General features: G+C 65.3%; 17 protein-coding genes. 11 read left to right on the top strand and 6 right to left on the bottom strand.

Annotation, left to right across the window (positions count from 1 at the left end; genetic code table 11):
* Positions 1 to 63 precede the first annotated feature (63 nt).
* The 3 genes from E8L99_RS17875 to E8L99_RS17865 are packed head-to-tail and all read right to left on the bottom strand — an operon-like array spanning position 64 to position 4,250.
* On the bottom strand, positions 64 to 726 hold the full coding sequence (locus tag E8L99_RS17875; RefSeq protein WP_137100823.1) for a DsbA family oxidoreductase: 663 nt from the start codon (positions 724 to 726) through the stop codon (positions 64 to 66).
* 27 nt (positions 727 to 753) lie between these two features.
* The gene (locus E8L99_RS17870; RefSeq protein WP_168201717.1) at positions 754 to 2,418 is read right to left on the bottom strand and encodes an AMP-binding protein; all 1,665 of its coding nucleotides are present in this window, start codon (positions 2,416 to 2,418) and stop codon (positions 754 to 756) included.
* Positions 2,419 to 2,420: 2 nt separating this feature from the next.
* Positions 2,421 to 4,250 (bottom strand): extracellular solute-binding protein, encoded by a 1,830-nt coding sequence (locus E8L99_RS17865; RefSeq protein ID WP_137100821.1) that lies wholly within the window; start codon positions 4,248 to 4,250, stop codon positions 2,421 to 2,423.
* 217 nt (positions 4,251 to 4,467) lie between these two features.
* Here E8L99_RS17865 and E8L99_RS17860 point away from each other — a divergent pair, with 217 nt between their 5' ends.
* From E8L99_RS17860 to E8L99_RS17845, 4 genes are all read left to right on the top strand, one after another.
* Positions 4,468 to 5,277, top strand: coding sequence for an invasion associated locus B family protein (locus E8L99_RS17860; RefSeq protein ID WP_168201716.1), 810 nt, complete (start codon positions 4,468 to 4,470; stop codon positions 5,275 to 5,277).
* 132 nt (positions 5,278 to 5,409) lie between these two features.
* Positions 5,410 to 6,450 carry an HpcH/HpaI aldolase/citrate lyase family protein gene (locus E8L99_RS17855; RefSeq protein ID WP_137100819.1) on the top strand — a complete coding sequence of 347 codons (1,041 nt, stop codon included), beginning with the start codon at positions 5,410 to 5,412 and terminating at the stop codon, positions 6,448 to 6,450.
* A 140-nt stretch (positions 6,451 to 6,590) separates the two neighbouring features.
* On the top strand, positions 6,591 to 6,923 hold the full coding sequence (hspQ, locus tag E8L99_RS17850; RefSeq protein ID WP_137100818.1) for a heat shock protein HspQ: 333 nt from the start codon (positions 6,591 to 6,593) through the stop codon (positions 6,921 to 6,923).
* Positions 6,924 to 7,012: 89 nt separating this feature from the next.
* Positions 7,013 to 8,008, top strand: a complete 996-nt coding sequence (locus E8L99_RS17845; protein ID WP_137100817.1) for an AEC family transporter — start codon at positions 7,013 to 7,015, stop codon at positions 8,006 to 8,008.
* Here the strand turns inward: E8L99_RS17845 and E8L99_RS17840 are convergent.
* Entirely contained in the window at positions 8,005 to 9,240 is a 1,236-nt protein-coding gene (locus tag E8L99_RS17840) for a UbiH/UbiF family hydroxylase (protein WP_137100816.1), read from the bottom strand. The two genes, E8L99_RS17845 and E8L99_RS17840, sit on opposite strands and share 4 nt — an antisense overlap.
* 154 nt (positions 9,241 to 9,394) lie before the next feature.
* Here E8L99_RS17840 and E8L99_RS17835 point away from each other — a divergent pair, with 154 nt between their 5' ends.
* The 7 genes from E8L99_RS17835 to E8L99_RS17805 all read left to right on the top strand — a co-directional run bounded on the left by E8L99_RS17835 (position 9,395) and on the right by E8L99_RS17805 (position 15,483).
* Positions 9,395 to 10,108 carry a CDP-alcohol phosphatidyltransferase family protein gene (locus tag E8L99_RS17835; RefSeq protein ID WP_137100815.1) on the top strand — a complete coding sequence of 238 codons (714 nt, stop codon included), beginning with the start codon at positions 9,395 to 9,397 and terminating at the stop codon, positions 10,106 to 10,108.
* Positions 10,109 to 10,243: 135 nt separating this feature from the next.
* The gene (gene uraH, locus E8L99_RS17830; RefSeq protein ID WP_137100814.1) at positions 10,244 to 10,600 is read left to right on the top strand and encodes a hydroxyisourate hydrolase; all 357 of its coding nucleotides are present in this window, start codon (positions 10,244 to 10,246) and stop codon (positions 10,598 to 10,600) included.
* A 161-nt stretch (positions 10,601 to 10,761) separates the two neighbouring features.
* On the top strand, positions 10,762 to 11,955 hold the full coding sequence (locus E8L99_RS17825) for a urate hydroxylase PuuD (protein ID WP_137100813.1): 1,194 nt from the start codon (positions 10,762 to 10,764) through the stop codon (positions 11,953 to 11,955).
* Positions 11,952 to 13,220 carry an allantoate amidohydrolase gene (locus E8L99_RS17820; protein ID WP_137100812.1) on the top strand — a complete coding sequence of 423 codons (1,269 nt, stop codon included), beginning with the start codon at positions 11,952 to 11,954 and terminating at the stop codon, positions 13,218 to 13,220. Before E8L99_RS17825 ends, E8L99_RS17820 begins: the two co-directional genes overlap by 4 nt.
* 282 nt (positions 13,221 to 13,502) lie before the next feature.
* Positions 13,503 to 14,462, top strand: coding sequence for a lipoyl synthase (gene lipA, locus E8L99_RS17815; RefSeq protein ID WP_137100811.1), 960 nt, complete (start codon positions 13,503 to 13,505; stop codon positions 14,460 to 14,462).
* Between the two features lie 13 nt (positions 14,463 to 14,475).
* The gene (locus E8L99_RS17810; RefSeq protein WP_137100810.1) at positions 14,476 to 15,000 is read left to right on the top strand and encodes a P-loop NTPase family protein; all 525 of its coding nucleotides are present in this window, start codon (positions 14,476 to 14,478) and stop codon (positions 14,998 to 15,000) included.
* Between the two features lie 3 nt (positions 15,001 to 15,003).
* A complete protein-coding gene (locus E8L99_RS17805; protein WP_137100809.1) occupies positions 15,004 to 15,483 on the top strand; it encodes a type II toxin-antitoxin system RatA family toxin in 480 nt (159 codons plus the stop codon).
* Here the strand turns inward: E8L99_RS17805 and E8L99_RS17800 are convergent.
* Positions 15,475 to 15,972 carry a CinA family protein gene (locus E8L99_RS17800; RefSeq protein WP_210421774.1) on the bottom strand — a complete coding sequence of 166 codons (498 nt, stop codon included), beginning with the start codon at positions 15,970 to 15,972 and terminating at the stop codon, positions 15,475 to 15,477. The genes E8L99_RS17805 and E8L99_RS17800 overlap by 9 nt on opposite strands.
* Positions 15,973 to 15,977: 5 nt before the next feature.
* Positions 15,978 to 17,180, bottom strand: a complete 1,203-nt coding sequence (locus E8L99_RS17795) for a bifunctional 2-C-methyl-D-erythritol 4-phosphate cytidylyltransferase/2-C-methyl-D-erythritol 2,4-cyclodiphosphate synthase (protein ID WP_137100808.1) — start codon at positions 17,178 to 17,180, stop codon at positions 15,978 to 15,980.
* Positions 17,181 to 17,265 lie beyond the last annotated feature (85 nt).

The following is a 17,265-nucleotide window of genomic DNA, read 5'->3' as shown; positions in this document are numbered from 1 at the left end:
CACAGGACGTAGCCGCAGATGTCTTGCACTGCAACGGGCAAGCCTGGAGGGGTGGCCTGTTCGTCAGGCGTTGGCTGCTTCGTGCTGTTCACTCGCGGCCTGGCGAAGCGCGCCAGCGATTGTCTCAGGCGCTTCGGCGCCGGCAATGCCATAGCGGCCGCCGATGATGAAGAAGGGCACGCCAGTGACACCGATGTTGCGGGCAGAGGCGATATCTCGCTGCGTGCGGTCGATGTCGGCATCGGAGCCGAACAGTTCAGTCAAAAGAGCGGTATCGAGCCCGTGGGCCACGCCGATCGCGATCAATGTGTCGCGGTCGGCCAGGTTGGCGCCTTCGAGAAAATAGGACCGAAAGAGCGCTTCGACCAGGGCGTCCTGGGTGCCAGCAGTCCTCGACCAGAGGATCAGGCGATGCGCGTCCAGCGTGTTCGGAGAAATCGCGATTCGGTCGAAGGCGAACGCAATGCCATCTTCCGCGCCGGCCGAAACGACCCGTTGGAACAACTGGCGGCTGCGCTCCACGCTGCCGAACTTGGCCGTCAGGTACTCGTCCCGGGGAATGCCGCCGGCCGGAAGTTCCGGCGCCAGCTGGTAAGGGCGCCACCGGATTTCCACGGCGATCTCAGGAACCAGCCCAAGAGCCTTCTCGAGCCGGCGCTTGCCAATGAAGCACCAGGGACAGACGACGTCGGAAATGACATCGACCGAGAGCGGCTGAACGGACATGCGGGCCTCCCTGAGGAAACCACGAGTTTAGCGTGCGATGGCCGTCCGCGCCATGGTGAGGAGCTGTTCGAGCGTTGCCTGTGTCTCGGCGAGCGCATCGCGAGGGGACTCCGGCTCCTTCGGCCGGGTATCTTCGAACGGCACCCGCGTGCCTTGCCGAGCGGCGCCCGGAATGCCCAAGGGCGTGAGGCCCGTCGCCTCAAGGCGCAGCGCGAGGCCCACGATGGCGCGTCCATCGCCGATGACGCCGGACACCCGCTGGCCAAGAACCGCATCATCCTTGATGACCGGCGCGATGTCGCCACCGGCGTCCTGATACGCCTGCTTGATGTCTCGCTCGGCCAGGCGACGGCCACCGACCGAAACAACTCCCGCGGTGCGACCGGATACGGACAGTGTCTTGGTGGCCTTGTCCACGCTGACCGGCAGTTGGGTATCGAAATAGCCCTGCGCGTCGACCAGCCAGACCGGCGGCACATCCCGCTCCGCGCCCGGCGGGAAGGCGGCCGAAGGCACCATCGCGCCTTTGACAGCCAGGGTTCCTCCCGCGGTGACGCGGGTCTCGACCAGGATCGGCGCCTGTCCGGCGCCTGTCGCGAATGTGTCGGGGCCAAGCGGAATGGCGGCGCCGCCACCTCCCGGCACGATGCGGGTGAGGGCTGCCTCACCAATGGCAAGGAAGGAATCGACGGCTACTCCCTCTGGGCGAAGCGCCAAAGCCAGACCGAGTTCATCACCCCGCCGAGCGAGCAGCGTCAGGTGGCGCAAGACCGGCCGGTTCTCGGGCGCAGGACGCAGGATGATCGCGCCGGCAGCGACCGGCAGGATGACGTGGGTCACGCCAGCGGGGCCGAGATCGTCGGCCAGCACGCGAGGAGCAAGCGGCGGATGCACGATCAGACGACCACCGCTCATCAGCCAGGGCACGATCTGCAGCGCGATGGCGGCAAACGAGTCGGGGGCGAGGCTAGCCGCGAGCACCGAGGTCTCGTCTGGAACTCCAGCCATGAAAGCGCCAAGGCCACCGGCAATCAGTTCGTTGTGGCTGCGCGGCACAGGATACAGCCCATCCGCCGCCGTCTCTGCGGTGACCATCACGACATGATCCGCCGGATTGCCCGGCCGGGTGATCTCGATCCGGTCGGCCGGACCATCGTGGTCAAAGATGTCGTCGAGCGACACCACGCCGTCGAGTGACGGACCGCCGATGGACATCACAAAGCGCACGGAAAAGGTTTCAGCCGCAGCAAACCGCATCATGTCGGCGCATTCCAGCGGGCCGGCGCGTCCGCAGGTCAGGATGCCGCGAGCACCCACACGCTGAAGGTGGGCGACCGTCTCACGCCTTCCCCAGCCAAGCGGGATTGGCGCCGAGATCAGCCCAGCGCGCGCAATGGCCAGGAAGCCCACGACCGCATCAGTGCAAAGGGGGAACTGAGTGGCGATCACGCTATCAAGCGGGAAGCCGAGCGCCTGAAACCGGGCTGCCAGCACATCGACGGCGCGATCCAGGCTTGCCCAATCGAGCCGGCGAGGCTCGCCGCCGATCAATGCCGTGCGATTGGATGCATCGGCCAGCGCCCCGATGTCGGGACGAATATCGGCCGCACGGCGAAGCAGGCTGTCGACCGTCGCCCGGCCAGCAAAGCCCGGTTCGGCTGTCTTCGCCGTTCCCGTCCGTCGTCCGGTCAAGATCACTGCCGCAATGCCCCCCCAGGCTGGTCACGCCACCATGTCTCTGTGAGATAGCCGAAAATCGATGATTCGGCAGGGACTCCAATATGATTCCAGCGCGCAATCCACTGCGCCGGTTGGTGAAACAGCGGAACCCAGTAGAAGCCACCCATCAGAACACGGTCCAGCGCGCGGGCGGCGCGGTTTAGTTCGGCTGGATTGCGGGCTTCGGTGATTCGGGTGATCAGGCGATCGGCGGCGGAATCGGCGATACCGGGGACGTTGCGGCTGCCGGGCGAACGTCCCGCCTCGGTGCCCCAGTAGAAGGCCTGTTCGTTGCCGGGTGACAGCGAGACGTTCCACCACCGGTAGTCGATCATGTCGAAATCATAGTCCCGCACGCGCCGGTCATACTGAACCGCATCAACCGTGCGAATTCTTGCGTCGATGCCGCCACGCTTCAGAAACCGCTGATAGGCGAGCGCCAGCCGTTCCTGTTCCTTCAGCGTCACCAGGATTTCGAACGAGAACGGTGTCCCCGTCGACCGGTTGCGCAGCACACCTGCCTGAAGCACCCATCCCGATTCATGGAAGAGAGCGAGTGCTTCCCTCAGCCTCGTCCTGTCAGCCCCCGTTCCATCGGAGCGTGGCGCGTCGTATCGGCCTTCGAGAATGTCGGCGCGGACATCGGCGCCAACCTCCCCAAGCAGCTGACGCTCCTGATCGCCGGCCGGTTGCCGGCGGGCGGAAAGGGGCGAATCCTCAAAGATCGACAATGTGCGCCCGAAGCCACCCGAATAGAGATTGCGGTTGGTCCATTCGAAATCGAACAGGAGACCGAGCGCCTCACGCACACGAACGTCATGGAAGACGGTGCGCCTGGTGTTCATCGCAAAGCCACGGATGCCTTTCGGTGTACTCTGATGGACAGTTGTCTTGATGACGCGGCCATCGCGGATCGCTGGAAAATCATAGGCGGAGGCCCATTGACCCGGATCGGTCTCGAAGCGGACGTCGACAAGGCCCTTCTTGAAGGCTTCGAACAGCGAATTCGCGTCGCGGTAGAAATCGAACCGGATCTCGTCGAAGTTGAACATGCCTCGATTGATCGGCAGGTCACGGCCCCACCAATCGGGATTGCGGCGGATGAGCAGGCTCTCGCCTGGCTTTGCCTCGACAACAACATAGGGGCCCGACCCGACAAGCGGCGTCAGCGATGTCTCTTCGAATGTCGCAACGTCGATGGCGTGTTTCGGAAGGATCGGCATGAGGCCGAGAATCATCGGCATTTCACGGTCGTCATCGCCCGAAAGGTCGAAGCGGATTGTCAGGCGATCGATCACGTCTGCGCGTACGACCTTGCGATAATAGGTCCGGTGGTTGGGACGACCTCGTTCGCGCAACAGTTCGAAGGAAAAAAGCACATCCTCTGCAGTGACCGGCCGGCCATCCGAGAAGCGGGCTCGCTCATCAACGTGGAAGATTGCCCAGGAGCGATCATCGGGGACCTCGATGCCCCGGGCGATCTGCGGGTAGAGCGTGAAGGGCTCGTCGTAGGAGCGGGTGAGGAGCGTCTCATGGAGATAGGGACGCAGGCCGGGGACGGAGAGGCCTCGGACAGCGAATGGATTGAGCGTGTCGAAGGTGCCGGTATTGCCGAAGACGATCCTGCCGCCCGTGGGTGCATCCGGATTGACGTAGCGCCTGTGGGCGAGGTCGGGGCTGGTCGCGGGTTCGCCCTGCATGGCGATACCTGGGCGGATTTCGGCGCGCGGCCAGTCCGCCGCATTGGCGCCATGCGCCGCGGCTAGAAGAAGACTGAAAGCAAAAGACAGAAAACGAGCGTGCATGGGTTTTCACGTTAGGGTTAGGCATCAGCCTAACATGACGTCGATGCGATTCCCGCTTTCCAACCTGCGGGGGAGCCGTTATCAACCCGTCGGTCGGGAGCGCCCAAGTGTCGCCATGTTCGGTGGCGAAAGAGCGCGTCCGAAACAGATTCCCGATGTTCCGATCTGCAGCCGTTCGAAGCGTGCGCCGCGGGACAAGCCCGAAAGGACCATCTTGATGTCCCGCCCAGTCTCCGCCCAGGCCCGCCTCTGGCTTGGCGCCGCGCTTCTCCTCGCGCCGGCTGTTGCCTTCGCCCAGACGACGCCACCGCGTCCGGCTCAGCCCCGTCCGGCCGCTCCTGCGGCACCGGCCGCACCGGCGCCCGCAGCACCGGCCGGTGCCGCCGCGGCGGCGGCCAATGCCGAGAACATGCAGGCTGTGCAGACCCCGTGGGTCAAGCTTTGCGACAATGTCCCTGTCGATGAGCGCACGCCGCCGACCACCAAGAAGCTCTGCATGGTCGTGCAGGAGACCCGCGCCGAGAACGGGCAGATGCTCGCATCGGTCCAGATCCGCGACCTCGAGGGTGAGAAGCCGCGCCTGATCATTGCGGTGCCAGTTGGCATGTCGCTGCAGCCCGGTATCCGCGTGGTGCTCGAAGGGCAGGGTCAGGCCCAGCCGCAGGCCATGCGCTATGAGGTCTGCCTGCCGAATGCCTGCTTCGCCCAGATGGAGCTCGCCCCCGAGTTCCTCACCCGCATGAAGCGTTCGAACAACCTGAACATCCAGGTCGTCAACATGAACAACCGCGCGATTTCGCTTGCGATGTCGCTGCAGGGCTTCGCCGCCTCTTATGACGGCCAGCCGGTTGACCCGAAGGCCTATGAGGAGAGCCAGCGCCGGCTCGCGGAAGAGCTTCAGCGCCGCGGCGAGGAAGCCCAGCGCCGCCTCCAGCAGCAGGGTGGCGCGCCCGGTGCGCCGCCCGCACCCGGTGTCCCCGTGCCGCCCGCTCCGGCAGGCGCGCCGCTGGCCCCACCGCAGCGCTGATCAAATACCCATCTGCAATCCGAACGGCGCGGACCCCGTCCGCGCCGTTTTTGTTTGCGCCGCAACATCGGCCCTTCAACCGAATTGCCGGAGGTGCGATGCTCCGATACCGGATGGGTCTCGGAGGGTCTCATGAAGCTGCCGCGCAACGTCTACAAACCGCTCGCCATCGGTGCGCCGGATCCCTACCGGGAACTGCCGGTCAGGCTGGAGCGGATGATCCATTTCGTGCCGCCGCATCTGGACAAGGTGCGCGCCAAGGTGCCTGAGCTGGCCAAGACCGTGGACGTGGTCCTTGGCAATCTCGAGGATGCCATTCCGCTCGACGCCAAGGAAGCGGCCCGCAACGGCTTCATCGAGATGGTGCAGGCCACCGATTTTGGATCGACGGGCGTTTGGACCCGCGTCAACGCTCTGAACTCGCCGTGGATCCTCGACGATCTCACCGAGATCGTCGCCAAGGTCGGCAACAAGCTCGATGTGATCATGCTGCCCAAGGTCGAGGGTGCCTGGGACATCCACTATCTCGACCAGTTGCTGGCCCAGCTTGAGGCGCGCCATGCCGTGCGCAAGCCTATCCTGATCCACGCGATCCTCGAGACCGCCGAGGGGGTCAAGAATGTCGAGCAGATCGCCGAGGCATCGCCGCGTATGCATGGCATGAGCCTTGGGCCGGCCGACCTGGCCGCCTCTCGGGCCATGAAGACGACCCGCGTTGGCGGCGGCCACCCCGAATACAAGATGGTGGCCGATGCGGTGGGCGAGGGGCCCCGCGCGAGCTATCAGCAGGATCTCTGGCACTACACGCTCGCCAAGATGGTCGATGCCTGTGCCGCCAATGGGTTGAAGGCCTTCTACGGACCATTCGGGGACTTCTCCGACCCCGTCGCCTGCGAAACCCAGTTCCGCAACGCGTTCCTGATGGGTTGCGCGGGTGCCTGGACCCTTCATCCCAGTCAGATCGGCATCGCGAAGCAGGTCTATTCGCCGGATCCCGCCGAAGTCGCCTTCGCCGCGAAGATCCTGGCGGCCATGCCGGATGGCTCGGGCGCCGTGATGATCGATGGCAAGATGCAGGACGACGCCACCTGGAAACAGGCCAAGGTGATGGTTGACCTTGCCCGGATCGTTGCCGCCAAGGACCCGGATTTCGCCGCGCGCTACGCAATGTGATCGCCGAACAGGGGCTTCGGACAGGAAAACACCGGTCCTGAGCCCCTTAGACCCAACTGCCGCGTTGACAGGACGGCGGCGAGGGAGTTTTGTCCCGCCCCTTAAATCCGCCCGCTCGCCTGCGGCGAAGAGACAGGTCCATGGACAAGCTCAGGGTCGCCAAGTTCAAGATCGGCCAGGTCGTCCGCCACCGGATATATCCGTTTCGTGGCGTGGTCTTCGACGTCGATCCGACATTCTCCAACACCGACGAATGGTACGATTCGATCCCAGCGGATATCAGGCCGTCGAAGGACCAGCCTTTCTACCATCTGTTCGCGGAGAATTCGGAGACGGAATACGTCGCCTATGTCTCCGAGCAGAACCTGGTCCCTGACAACAGTGGCGATCCCATCCGCCATCCGCAGGTCGACGAGGTGTTCGACCGAGACGATACCGGCCAGTACCGCACACGCTCGGTCGATCTGCAGTAGAGCCATCCGCCGCACGGATTGACGGGCGCACCGCGGTTGACTAGCCATCGCCGCGACCAGTCGCCACGGGCGGCGACCGAAGGCCCTCGATGATCCAGGTTCTCAATCTCGCGATGCCGTTCTTCGGGCTGATCGCGCTCGGTTTCGGTGCCGCCCGGTTCAAGATGTGGCGCGGAACGCCGATCCCGGAGGCCGGCCTCGGGTGGATGAACTTCCTCCTGATCTATATCGCGCTACCGGCCCTGTTCTACCGGATCCTCGCCAAGACGCCTCTGGAGAAGCTGAACAACGTCCCGTTCATCGCCGGCACGACGCTGGCGACCGGGCTGATCTTCGCCCTCGGTTTCGCCTACATGATCTGGCGATCGCGTGGGAACATGCGCTTTGCCACGGCCGCCGGCATCTGCGCCGCCTATGGCAATATCGGCTATATGGGGCCTGGCCTTGCCTTTTCGACCGTTGGCCCGGAAGCGGCCGTGCCGGTCGCGCTGATCTTCTGCTTCGACAACATCCTGCTGTTCTCGCTGGTGCCCTTGCTGATGGCACTGTCGGAAGGGGGCGGGCGGTCCGGCTGGTCCATCTTGCGCGAGACCGTCACCCGGATCGTGACCCACCCGTTCATCCTGGCAACCGTTGCCGGTGTGGTGTCGGCCTTCGTCCAGTTCGAGCCACCGGAGATGCTTGATCGCCTGCTGGCGTTCCTGCAGGCCGCGGCGGCGCCCGTGGCACTCTTCACGCTTGGCGTGACAGTCGCCATCCGCATGGAGAGTTTCGCGGCACTCGGCCGGGTCGCGGCGTCGATCTCACCGATCCTGGCGTTGAAACTGCTGGTTCATCCGGTGCTGGTGATCGGCATCCTGTCGCTGCTCGGGCGGTTCGAGCCGTCCTGGGTCCACACCGCGGCGCTCATGGCCTGCCTGCCGCCGGCGCTCAACGTCTTCATCATCGCGCGCCAGTACGACACCTGGGTGGAGGAAGCGTCGAACGCGGTGCTGCTCGGCACCGTCGTCTCGGTGTTCACGCTGACGACCGTGCTCTACCTGGTGAAGAATGACCTTCTGCCGATCAATCTCTTCGCTGGCTAAGCCGCTTGTGGCCGCTCGCCCCGCATCAGCCGGGGCAGGGCGTGGCTGGGCTGCAGGCCCTCGCGCATGAAGGCGCGGCGAACCGGGCCGATCTGATCCATCAGCCACAAACCCATGCCGCGGGCGCTGTTGACCGGCATGAATTCCGAGAGAAGCGAGCGATTCAGGGCATGGATCGCGGCCGAGCGGCTGACGATGTCGGCGCGCCTTGCCATGTCATAGGCGCGCATGGTGTCGGCGCCTCCCAGATCGGTGCCTTGACGCTGGGCATCCGCCAGACAATCGGCAAGTGCGGCGCCATCGCGCAGGCCGAGATTCAAGCCCTGGGCACCGATCGGTGGCACGACGTGAGCGGCCTCGCCGACCAGCGCCACGCGTGGCACACCGAAGCGGGTCGGGGTTATCACGGCGAGGTCGAAGCGGCCGCGACCGGGCTCCACGGTCACCTTGCCGAGAATGCCCTGCGAGCGGCGCTCGATCTCGCGCGCGAATGCTGCGTCCTCGAGTTCCAGCAACCGGCTGGCTTCGTCCGGCGTCACCACACAGACCAGGCTCGATCGGTCACCCGGCAGCGGCACCAGCGTGAAAGGACCGGACGGCGTATGGAATTCGGTGGAGACGTCGTTGTGGGGCCTGGAATGGGCAAAATTCGCCGTGACGGCAGTCTGCGGATAGCGTTCCTCGATGATATCGATGCCGGCTGCCTGGCGCACGAGCGACCGGCGACCATCCGCGCCAGCGACCAGCGGGGCATTCAACCGCCGGCCGGACGCCAGCGTGATCCCGACATCGGCCTCGCCAATCTCGATCGCGGTTGCGGCTTCGGCGAGGATTGTGACGCCGGCCTTTTCCGCTGCAAGCCGCAGGGCGGCATTCAGATCGGTGTTCAGAAGATTGTAGCCGAAGGCATCAAGGCCGATCTCTGACGAGCGGCCTTCAAACAGGGGCGCCCGGATCAACCGGCCGGTATCGTCGACCAGCCGCATGACCCGCAAAGGCGCCGCCTTGCCGGCCAGTGCGGCCCAGACGCCGAGCGCGTCGAGTGCGCGCACCGACCCATCCATGAGGGCACTGCTCCGCCGGTCAGGGCCTGCCGGCGGCGCCAGAAGCGTGACATCGAGACCAATCGACCGGACAGCGAGGGCAGAAAAAAAACCGGCAGGACCGCCGCCCACGATGCACAGATCGGTCCGTGTCGGGACGTCGAGGGCGGCACTTTTTTCGCGCGCCATGGACACGCTCTCCTGCTTTGATCCGTGGCCCATAACATATCATTCTGACGCCGGTGGCGAAAGGCGCGCCGGTTCGCCGGTTGACGATGCCGCAGGCTGGGGCTTCTAAGGCGGCACGGCGACGGCAGGGATTCGTGGCCGGGGAGAGTGTTGGTTGGACGAGAAGCAGATCCTCAGGACCTGGCGGTTTCTGGCCCTTTTGGTTCACCTGTTCACCGCCACCGGCGCGGTGCTGGCGCTGCTTGCCCTGCAGGCCGCCGTCGACGGGCGCCACGCCGCGATGTTCTTCTGGCTGGCTGTGGCCCTGATCGTCGATGGCGTGGATGGCTCGCTCGCGCGTTTCATCAATGTCCGGCAAGCCTTGCCACGCTTCTCTGGCGAAATCCTCGACCTGGTGATTGATTTCGCCACCTATGTGGTGGTTCCGACCTATGCCCTGTTCGCATCCGGCATGCTGCCGCGCGGCTATGAAGGCGTGCTGGCGGCCGCGATCCTGATCGGGTCCGCGTTCTATTTCGCCGATACGACGATGAAGACCCCGGAAGGCGGGTTTCGTGGCTTTCCAGCCACCTGGAACATCGCCGCCTTTCTCATTTTCGCTTTCGATGCGCCGTCCTGGGCCAACGCAGGCGCGATCGTGGTGCTGGTGGCAGCCATGTTTGCCCCGATCATGATGGTCCATCCGATCCGGGTGCGCCGGTTCCGGCCGCTGACGCTGGCCATGCTGGCGCTCTGGTCGCTCGCGGCCCTCGCGGCGATTGTGACCGACCTTCAGCCCAATCTCTGGATCAAGGCTGGGCTGGGGGTTGCGAGCGTCTATTTCGTTGGCATCGGGTTCGTGATCCGGCACCTCGAACCTGAGGTCTAGGGCCCGCCGGGCGCTGCCATTGCCTTCGCCTCTGGCAACTCAATACGAATTGCCTCTGCGGAATGCCTGTACTTTCGTCGTGCAAATCCCATGGCGGCCCGTCAATATGGGCGATCAGTGCCATTTGAGGGGCCCATGCCTGGACATTTGACGACCCATGTTCTCGACGTCGCGCTTGGCCGCCCGGCAGTCGGCATCCGCTACAGGCTGTACCGCATGGACGGCGAGAACCGCACGCTGGTGTCCGAAGGCACCACCAATGCCGATGGCCGCGTGGACAAGCCGCTTCTGACGCCTGCAACGATCAAACCCGGCCCATACGCCTTGCAATACGATGCGGCAGCCTATCATCGGGCAGCTGGAATGCCGGTGCTTGACCCGCCGTTTCTCGACATTGTCGAGCTGAGGTTCAGCGTATCAGCGCTCGATCAGCACTATCACATCCCACTGTTGCTCGCCCCCTACAGCTACTCGACCTATCGCGGATCGTGAGATCCGAGTCCTCTCCGGCGTGACACCCGCGCAGGAGCTTTCGTGGAACAGGAGCGAGTGCTCGCTCCGCCTCCCTGCCGCCTTCGACCAGAGTTGATCTCCCCCGCCCGCGAGCCCCCGACGACCCTCATCACCACGACAAGAGCCGGAACGGAATTTCGATGGACTTCGCCCTTGCCGCCGACTGGATCAACCTCTTGTCGCGCTGGTTCCACATCACGGTGGGGATCACCTGGATCGGCACCAGCTTCTACTTCATGTCGCTGGACTACCAGCTGAAGCCGAAGCCGGCCGATGCGCCGGGCGGCCCCGGCGGCACCGCCTGGGAGGTCCATGGTGGCGGCTTCTACTATGTCGACAAGTACCTGGTCGCACCGCCCAACCTGCCGCCGGACCTGATCTGGCACCGCTGGGCTGCCTATCTCACCTGGGTCTCCGGCTTCTGCCTGCTGGTCGCGCAATATTATTTCAATGCCCGCGGCTTCCTGATCGATCCGACAGTCGCGAAGATCGAGCCCTGGCAGGCGATCGCCATCTCGCTTGGCGGGATCGTCGCCGGCTGGATCATCTATGACCAGCTGTGCAAGTCGCCGCTCGCCGGCTTCCCTGCCGTGCTGTCGACGATCGTCTTCCTGTTGATCATCGGGGCCGCCTGGGCCTTCTCCCATGTGTTCTCCGGCCGCGGCGCCTTCATCCATGTCGGCGTGTTCGTCGGTACGATCATGGCGGCCAATGTCTTCATGGTGATCGTGCCGAACCAGAAGATCGTGGTCGGTGACCTGATCGCGGGGCGCAGACCGGACCCGAAATACGGCAAGATCGGCAAGACCCGCTCGACCCACAACAATTACCTGACCCTGCCGGTGCTCCTGATGATGGTGTCGAACCATTATCCGATGCTCTACGGCCATCCCCATTCCTGGCTGGTCGTGGCCCTGGTGGTGGTGATCGGCGCGCTGGTGCAGCACACGATCAATCGTCACGAAGCGGGCGACCCCTGGCAAAGCTATGGCTGGGCCGTGCCGGTCTCGGCGATCGCCCTTGTGGTTGCCATCTTCGTGACGGCGCAGCGCCCCAAGCTCGACCTTGCAGCGGCAGGGCAGGTGACGGAAGCCCGGGCGCTCGAACTGACGGCGACCCATTGCGCCAATTGCCATGCGCGCCGCCCCAAGCATGAAGGCTTCACCGAGGCGCCGAAGGGCGTGACGCTGGAGACGGCGGCCGATCTTCGCCGCTATGCCCAGCAGATCGTCCAGCAGGCCGTGCAATCCAACGCCATGCCCCTTGGCAACGAGAGCGGGATGACCGATAGCCATCGAGCTGAACTCGGTGCCTATCTCGCGAGCATCAAATGACACTGGATATCGAGCGCCTCGGCCGTCGGGCCGAGGCCATGCTGGACGAGCTGGCGGCGATCTCGGAAGAGCCCGATCGTCTGACCAGGCGGTTCCTGACGCCCGAGCACAAGCGGGCCGCCCATCTCGTCGGCCGCTGGATGCAGGAAGCCGGCATGGTGGCAGCTGAGGACGCGCTGGGGACCGTGCGCGGCCATTATGCGCGCGATGGCGAGCCGGAAGGCGCCAACCGGGTTCCGCGTCTGCTGATCGGCTCGCATATCGATACGGTCCTCAATGCCGGCAAGTATGACGGCATGCTCGGTGTGGTCGCCGGTATTCTGGCGGTCGAGCATTTCCGCGACCAGAACCAGCGCTTTCCCTTCGCGGTGGATGTGCTGGCCTTCGGCGACGAGGAGGGGAGCCGGTTCCCGACTGTCCTCTCGTCCTCGGCGGCGACTGCGGGGGCCTTCGATACGGCCTGGCTCAAGGGTGTGGACCGCGACGGCATCAGCCTGGAAAAGGCGATGGCGGATTACGGGCTCGACACGGCAGCGGTCGGCACCGCGGCGCTGACGCAGGAAGAGGCGCTCGCCTATGTCGAGGTGCATATCGAGCAGGGGCCGGTGCTGGAGCATGGCGACCTGCCGCTCGGCGTGGTCACCTCGATTGCTGGGCAGAACCGCACCCGGGTGAATGTGCGCGGCGTCGCCGGCCATGCCGGCACCGTGCCGATGACACTCCGCCAGGACGCCTATCTGGCCGCCGCTGAGATGGCGCTCGCCGCCGAGGCGATCGCCAAGGCCCATCCTGACGATGCCATGGTGGCAACCGTTGGCACGATCAAGGTCATGCCGGGTGCGGTCAACGTGATCCCGGATCACGTCGAGTTCGTTCTGGATCTCAGGGCTGCTTCCGATGCGCCCCGCGCGAAGGCCCTGAAGCAGTTCATCGCCAAGGCCGAGGCGATCGCGGCCGCGCGCGGCTGTTCGATGACCCATGACACGTATCACGACTGCCCGACGGCGGCCTGTGCGCCCTGGCTTCAGGACGGGCTGACACAGAGCCTGGATTCGCTCGGGCTCAAGGCGCCGAAGCTGGTGTCCGGCGCCGGCCATGACGGCCAGTCCATGGCCAAGATCACCGATTTCGCCATGCTGTTCGTCCGATGCAAGGGCGGCATCAGCCACAACCCGGCAGAGTTCGCGACCGTCGGCGATATGGGGCTGGCTGTGGCCGCGCTGATCAAGTTCGTCGAGGGGTTCGATCCGGCCAAGCGGGGGTGAGGTGTCGATCGCGCTTCTGTACTTGGCCCAAGGATCCTTCGAGGCTCGCTGACGCTCGCACCTCAGGATGAGGGTGGAGATATCCGGATTTGCCTTTCCACAGGGCGCAGTTTCATCATTCCTCATCCTGAGGTGCGAGGGCTGAAAGCCCGAGCCTCGAAGGACTTTCTGGCTTCCTCCCGCACGCTCCACCCGAATGCCAGCCCTGCGGCCTGATGCCTTCGCCCTTGCGAAAGCCCCCATGCCACGCCTAATGAAGCGATCCGCCCCACGGAACCCGTCATGGCCACGCTGATCGACACGCTGAGCAGGGACAATCGCCCGAGGCACCCGGAAAAGGCCCATCGCCCGGATCAACCGATCCAGCGCAAGCCCGACTGGATCCGCGTGAAGGCGCCGGGTTCGCCCAAATGGGCGGAGACGCAGCGCATCGTGAAGGAAAACGGCCTCGTTACCGTGTGCGAGGAAGCCGGCTGCCCGAACATTGGCGAGTGCTGGGAGAAGAAGCACGCGACCTTCATGATCATGGGCGACACGTGCACGCGCGCCTGTTCGTTCTGCAACGTGAAGACCGGCATGCCCGGCCCGCTCGATCCGAACGAACCCGAGCACACCGCGATTGCAGTCGAGAAGCTCGGCCTCGAGCACGTGGTCATCACGTCGGTCGATCGAGACGATCTCGCCGATGGCGGCGCCGAGCACTTTGCCCAGGTGATCCGGGCGATCCGCGCCCGCTCGCCGAAGACCACGATCGAGATCCTGACGCCCGACTTCCTGCGCAAGGAAGGCGCGCTCGAAGTGGTGGTTGCGGCCAAGCCCGATGTGTTCAACCACAATCTCGAGACGGTGCCGTCGAAATATCTGAAGGTGCGCCCCGGCGCCCGCTACTTCCATTCGATCCGCCTGCTGCAGCGGGTGAAGGAGCTGGACGCCTCGATCTTCACCAAGTCCGGCATCATGGTGGGCTTGGGCGAGGAGCGGAACGAGGTGCTCCAGCTGATGGACGACCTGCGCTCGGCGGACGTCGATTTCCTCACCATCGGCCAATATCTGCAGCCGACCCGCAAGCACCACGAGGTCGTGCGGTTCGTGACGCCCGACGAGTTCAAGGGCTTCGAGACGATAGCCAATGCCAAGGGTTTCCTGCTGGTGTCGTCGAGCCCGCTGACCCGCTCGTCGCACCATGCCGGCGAGGATTTCGCCCGGCTGAAGGCCAATCGCTTCGCCCGGCTCGGGCGGTAGTGCCGGTCATTCCATGCGGCGGGTTCTGGTGATGGGCTGTTCGGGCTCGGGCAAGTCGACCTTCGCGACGGCTTTGGCCGCGCGTCTCGCTGTGCCCTATGTGTCGCTGGACGGCATGTTCTGGAAGCCGGGCTGGGTTGAGCCAGACAAGGCCGAGTTCGCCGCTGAGGTCGCAGCCGTCACCGAACACGATTCCTGGGTCATCGACGGCAATTATACCAGCCATGCCGGCGCGATCAGGCGGGACCGGGCCGATACGGTCTGCCTCTTTGACCTGCCCCGGCTCACCTGCCTTGCCGGCGTGATCCGGCGCAGCATCGCCAGCTATGGCCGGGTGCGACCTGAGATGGCGCCGGGATGCCCGGAGAAGGTCGATTTCGGCTTCTATCGCTATGTCTGGACCTATCGCGACGTCCAGCATCCGAAGCTCCTGGCGTATGTCGGCGGGCTTCGCGACGACCAGCGCCTCGCAACCTTCACCACCCGCGCCGATGCCGACGCCTTCCTGGCGGCCGTTCCACCTGCGGGACGGGCCTGATCCATGCCGGTGTTCAAGACCGAACGGCGGGTACGCCACGATCCCGCGCAGATGTTCGATCTGGTGGCCGATGTCGACCAATACCCGGCCTTCGTGCCGCTCTGCGAGGCGCTGAAGGTGCGCCGCCGGGTCAATGCCGGCGATGACGGCATCGAGATCCTCGTCGCCGACATGACGGTCGCCTACAAGTTCATCCGCGAGACCTTCACCAGCCGCGTGACGCTCGACCGGCCGCGCCTGCACATTCTGGCGGAATATATCGACGGGCCGTTCTCGAAGCTTGAGAACCACTGGCGCTTCGTGGCGCAGCCCGGCGGCGGCACGGTGGTGACCTTCTCGATCGACTACGAGTTCCGCTCCCGCGCCCTGGCCCTGGTCATGGGGGCGGTGTTCGACGCCGCGTTCCGGCGCTTTGCCGAGGCCTTCGAAGCGCGCGCCGACAAGGTCTATGGAGTGCCTGGGGCCGCGCTGCCCTCAGCCTGAGACGGCGAGCCGCTTCAGCATCTCCAGCGCGACGATAACGCTCATCGCACGCACCTGATCGCGCCCGATGGCGCCGAAGCGGCGTTCCTCGTGGATCAGCGTGCCGGACCGGCTGGCTCCCGCGAAATGGACCAGGCCAACCGGCTTGTCAGGTGTTGCACCGCCGGGACCCGCAATGCCGGTGATCGAGACGGCGATCTGGGCGCGTGAGGCGTGAAGTGCGCCCTGCGCCATGGCCTCCGCCGTTTCGCGCGACACGGCGCCGACGGTCGCGAGAACCTGCTCGGGCACGCCGAGCATCTCGCGCTTGGCCTCATTGGTATAGGTGACGAAGCCGCGGTCGACGACGTCGGACGACCCGGCAATGGCGGTGAGTGCGGCTGCCACCAGTCCGCCGGTGCAGCTCTCGGCGGTTGCCGCCATCAGGCCGCGCGCACGCGCCAGTTCGAGAACTTCGGTCGCAAGCGCGGTGATCTTCGCGTCGAACATGGCGGTCAGGCTCCCGGCAGGCGGACGGTTGCGATCGCGAGCGCCGCCAGACCCTCGCGGCGGCCGGTGAAGCCCATCTTCTCCGAGGTCGTCGCCTTGATCGCAACGCGGTCGGGGCCGATGCCCAGAATTTCACCGATCCGGGCCCGGATCGCGTCGCGGTGCGGGCCAACCTTCGGAGCCTCGCAGACGACCGTGATGTCGAGATGGGCAACGCGGCCGCCGCGCTTCGTGATCAACATTGCGGCATGGGCGAGAAACTGATCGGAGGCAGCACCCCGCCAGCGTGGGTCGCTCGGCGGGAAATGCGTTCCGATATCGCCGTCCGCAATCGCACCGAGCAGCGCATCGGTTGCGGCGTGGAGCACCACGTCACCGTCGGAATGGGCGATGACGCCCTGGCCGTGCGGGATGCGGATGCCGCCGAGCATAACGTGATCACCGGGGCCGAAGGCGTGGACGTCGTAGCCCTGGCCGATGCGGATGTCGTCGAGGGCAGGGGGCATGGCAGGGGTCCCGAGACGGCGTTCGGCCGCCTCGAAATCGGCGGGATAGGTCAGCTTGATATTGCCTGGATCGCCCTCGAAGACCAGTACCGGATGGCCGGCCGCTTCCATCACGCCGGCATCGTCGGTGACGCTGGTCCCGGCGAAAGCCGCGGCCCGATGGGCGTCAACAAGCGCGTCGAAGGCGAAGGCCTGGGGAGTCTGGATGGCGCGGAGCGCGGACCGGTCGGGTGTCTCTGTGACGTGGCTCCCCCCGTCCACCAATTTGATCGTATCGGTGACAGCCACGCCCGGCACGGCTGCCGCATGCCCCGCCTCGATGGCACCAATGGCGCGGTCGATCAGCGGGTGCGAGACGAAGGGCCGGGCACCGTCATGGACCAGCACGATGCCTGGCACCTTGGCCGATCCGCCAAGCGCGGCGAGCCCGGCCGCAACCGAGGCCTGGCGGGTTGCGCCGCCATGGGCCGTGATGATGCGGGCCGCATGATCGCCGGCCGCCTCCCTGAACAGCGCCTCATCGGCTGCATCGATCACCACGCAGACCGCGCCGACGGCCGGATGGTCCATGAAGGCGTCGAGCACATGGGCGAGGACCGGCCTGCCGCCGAGGACACGATATTGCTTCGGCAGCCCGTCGCCAGCGCGGCTTCCCCGTCCGGCCGCCACAACCAAGGCTGCAATCTGGCGCGTGCCGTTCATTCAAATCCCCATTCTGCGCCGTTGTTAACTAGCCCGGCAGAGCGCCGCTGTCTTCCTGTCGACATCATGAGCAGCGCACTTGTGC

This window comes from Phreatobacter aquaticus (assembly GCF_005160265.1).
Classification (GTDB): Bacteria; Pseudomonadota; Alphaproteobacteria; order Rhizobiales; family Phreatobacteraceae; genus Phreatobacter; species Phreatobacter aquaticus.
This window is presented reverse-complemented; position numbering and strand designations above follow the sequence as displayed.

What these genes read in the sequence shown, in the direction of transcription:
- E8L99_RS17875 (WP_137100823.1), bottom strand. Translation starts at nt 726, where the DNA reads ATGTCCGTTCAGCCGCTCTCGGTCGATGTCATTTCCGACGTCGTCTGT.
- E8L99_RS17865 (WP_137100821.1), bottom strand. Translation starts at nt 4,250, where the DNA reads ATGCACGCTCGTTTTCTGTCTTTTGCTTTCAGTCTTCTTCTAGCCGCG.
- E8L99_RS17860 (WP_168201716.1), top strand. Translation starts at nt 4,468, where the DNA reads ATGTCCCGCCCAGTCTCCGCCCAGGCCCGCCTCTGGCTTGGCGCCGCG.
- E8L99_RS17855 (WP_137100819.1), top strand. Translation starts at nt 5,410, where the DNA reads ATGAAGCTGCCGCGCAACGTCTACAAACCGCTCGCCATCGGTGCGCCG.
- hspQ (WP_137100818.1), top strand. Translation starts at nt 6,591, where the DNA reads ATGGACAAGCTCAGGGTCGCCAAGTTCAAGATCGGCCAGGTCGTCCGC.
- E8L99_RS17845 (WP_137100817.1), top strand. Translation starts at nt 7,013, where the DNA reads ATGATCCAGGTTCTCAATCTCGCGATGCCGTTCTTCGGGCTGATCGCG.
- E8L99_RS17840 (WP_137100816.1), bottom strand. Translation starts at nt 9,240, where the DNA reads ATGGCGCGCGAAAAAAGTGCCGCCCTCGACGTCCCGACACGGACCGAT.
- uraH (WP_137100814.1), top strand. Translation starts at nt 10,244, where the DNA reads ATGCCTGGACATTTGACGACCCATGTTCTCGACGTCGCGCTTGGCCGC.
- E8L99_RS17825 (WP_137100813.1), top strand. Translation starts at nt 10,762, where the DNA reads ATGGACTTCGCCCTTGCCGCCGACTGGATCAACCTCTTGTCGCGCTGG.
- E8L99_RS17820 (WP_137100812.1), top strand. Translation starts at nt 11,952, where the DNA reads ATGACACTGGATATCGAGCGCCTCGGCCGTCGGGCCGAGGCCATGCTG.
- lipA (WP_137100811.1), top strand. Translation starts at nt 13,503, where the DNA reads ATGGCCACGCTGATCGACACGCTGAGCAGGGACAATCGCCCGAGGCAC.
- E8L99_RS17810 (WP_137100810.1), top strand. Translation starts at nt 14,476, where the DNA reads ATGCGGCGGGTTCTGGTGATGGGCTGTTCGGGCTCGGGCAAGTCGACC.
- E8L99_RS17805 (WP_137100809.1), top strand. Translation starts at nt 15,004, where the DNA reads ATGCCGGTGTTCAAGACCGAACGGCGGGTACGCCACGATCCCGCGCAG.
- E8L99_RS17800 (WP_210421774.1), bottom strand. Translation starts at nt 15,972, where the DNA reads ATGTTCGACGCGAAGATCACCGCGCTTGCGACCGAAGTTCTCGAACTG.
- E8L99_RS17795 (WP_137100808.1), bottom strand. Translation starts at nt 17,180, where the DNA reads ATGAACGGCACGCGCCAGATTGCAGCCTTGGTTGTGGCGGCCGGACGG.